At 65.2% G+C, this 2,145-nt stretch carries 4 protein-coding genes; 3 read left to right on the top strand and 1 reads right to left on the bottom strand.

Translation table 11 applies throughout. The annotated features are described in order from the left end of the window. From AC1DOC_RS30630 to vapC, 3 genes are all read left to right on the top strand, one after another. Positions 1-766 (top strand): substrate binding domain-containing protein (locus AC1DOC_RS30630; protein WP_478131223.1); only part of this gene is annotated, 766 nt, incomplete at its 5' end. Positions 767-822: 56 nt separating this feature from the next. Further along, complete coding sequence (locus tag AC1DOC_RS30625; protein ID WP_418148233.1) at positions 823-1,053, top strand: antitoxin; 231 nt, start codon at positions 823-825, stop codon at positions 1,051-1,053. Further along, the gene (vapC, locus tag AC1DOC_RS30620) at positions 1,054-1,458 is read left to right on the top strand and encodes a type II toxin-antitoxin system tRNA(fMet)-specific endonuclease VapC (protein WP_478131222.1); all 405 of its coding nucleotides are present in this window, start codon (positions 1,054-1,056) and stop codon (positions 1,456-1,458) included. Positions 1,459-1,479: 21 nt separating this feature from the next. Here vapC and AC1DOC_RS30615 read toward each other — a convergent pair. After that, positions 1,480-2,145: AMP-binding enzyme (locus AC1DOC_RS30615; protein WP_478131221.1), on the bottom strand; the 666-nt coding region annotated here is incomplete at its 5' end.

Below are 2,145 nucleotides of genomic sequence, written 5' to 3'. Positions count from 1 at the left end.
GAACCGGACCAATCGCGCTGTCAGCCTCACGGACGCAGGCCTCCTGCTGCTCGACAGGAGCAGGCCGATACTGGAACTGGCCGACGTGACGCGCGCCGAGCTGCAGGACCGCGCACGGGTCCCGAGCGGGCGCCTGCGCGTCTCGGCACCGCATGGCATGGACCTCACGCAGCTGCCGGCGCTGATCAACGACTTCCTCGGCCACTATCCCGAGGTCAGCATCAGCCTCGTGCTCTCGAACCGCCTGGTCGACCTCACGGAAGAGGGCGTCGACATCGCGCTTCGCTTCGCCCCCTCGGCCAACGAGAACCTGATCGTTCGAAAACTGATGCCGATGGCGCTCAGCGTCTGCGCCGCGCCCATGTACTGGCGCAAGCACGGCGTGCCCACCCACCCGGACGAGCTTGCGCACCACGCCGCGCTGGTCAGCACCCAGCTGAATCCGCTGCCGAAGTGGCGCTTCGAAGCCGACCGCCAACCGATCGAGGTGGCGGTCCGCGGCCGGCTGGACGCCACCGAAGCCAGCCCGCTGATCCAGGCGGCACTGCTGGGCGCAGGCGTCGTCTACCTGCCGTCGGTGATGCTCGATCCCTACATCGAGAGCGGGCGGCTGGTGCCCGTGCTGTCGGAGTTCGTCCGCAGCGACATGTGGCTCTCGGCCGTCTATCTGCAGCGCCGGCACAGCACGGCGGTGCAGCGCGCGTTCCTGGATTTTCTGGCGGTGCGGCTCAAGCCTGCGGGCAAGGAGGGCAGGGCAGCCGGTTGACGGGGTCATCTTTGATGTATATACTTCATGTATATACAAAACACAAGGAGGCCTCGATGACCTACGCCCGTGTTTTCCAGTCCGGCAACAGCCAGGCCGTGCGCTTGCCGAAGGAGTTTCGATTGACCTCCGAACAGGTGGAGATCTTTCGCCAAGGCAACGACATTATTTTGCGTGAACGGCCCGCGAGCGCAACCGCAATCTTCGATGCGCTCGTCGGAATGCCTGCCGACTTCATGGCCGATGGTCGCGACGATGCCGCTCCCCAGGAACGGGAGTCGTTCTGAATGGCCATCAGGTATCTACTCGACACCAACATCTGCATCTACATCGCCAAGCACAATCCGGCATCGGTTCGAGCACGCTTTGAGCAACTGAGCGCCGACGTTCTGGCCATGTCAGTCATTACGCTCGGCGAACTGCAACATGGCGCGGAAAAAAGCCAGGCCCGGTCCAAGGCATTGGCTGCGCTGAAGCAACTGCAAAGCGTCATCCAGGTCCAACCAGTCACAGAGGCGGCGGCCCAGCACTACGGTCAGATCCGCAGTGCCCTCGAGCGCAAGGGCCGGCCCATCGGCAACAACGACCTGTGGATTGCCGCTCACGCCCRTGCCGAAGGCTGGGTGCTGGTCACCAACAACGAGCGCGAGTTCAACCGCGTCGAAGGTCTGGCGGTCGAGAACTGGGTGTGATGCTCCAAAGCATCGCCTCCCTCAGTTCCGCTCCGACAGCTGCGCCAGGATGGCCGGGTTCTCCAGCGTCGACGTGTCCTGCGTGATCGGCTCGTCCTTGGCCACCGAGCGCAGCAGGCGGCGCATGATCTTGCCGCTGCGCGTCTTGGGCAGGTTGTCGCCAAAGCGGATGTCCTTGGGCTTGGCGATCGGGCCGATCTCTTTTGCGACCCAGTTGCGCAGCTCGTTCGCGATCTTCTTCGCTTCGTCTCCCGTGGGGCGCGCGCGCTTGAGCACGACGAAGGCGCAGATCGCCTCGCCGGTGGTGTCGTCGGGACGGCCGACCACCGCGGCCTCGGCCACGAGCGCGGTGCACGACACCAGCGCCGATTCGATCTCCATCGTGCCCATGCGGTGGCCCGAGACATTGAGCACGTCGTCGATGCGGCCGGTGATCGTGAAATAGCCGGTCTTCGCATCGCGGATGGCGCCGTCGCCCGCGAGGTAGAAGCCCTTGAGTTCCGGCGGGTAGTAGCTGGCCTTGAAGCGCTCCGGGTCGCCCCAGATGGTGCGGATCATGCTCGGCCAGGGCTTCTTCACCACGAGGATGCCGCCTTGGCCGTTCGGCACGTCGGCGCCGGTCTCGTCGACGATGGCCGCCGCGATGCCGGGGAAGGGCAGGGTGCAGGAACCCGGCAACAGCGGCGT

The organism is Variovorax sp. 01T439_2, assembly GCF_056398445.1.
The sequence above is the reverse complement of the archived record's forward strand: the minus strand, read 5'-3'. Positions and strand labels throughout refer to the sequence as shown.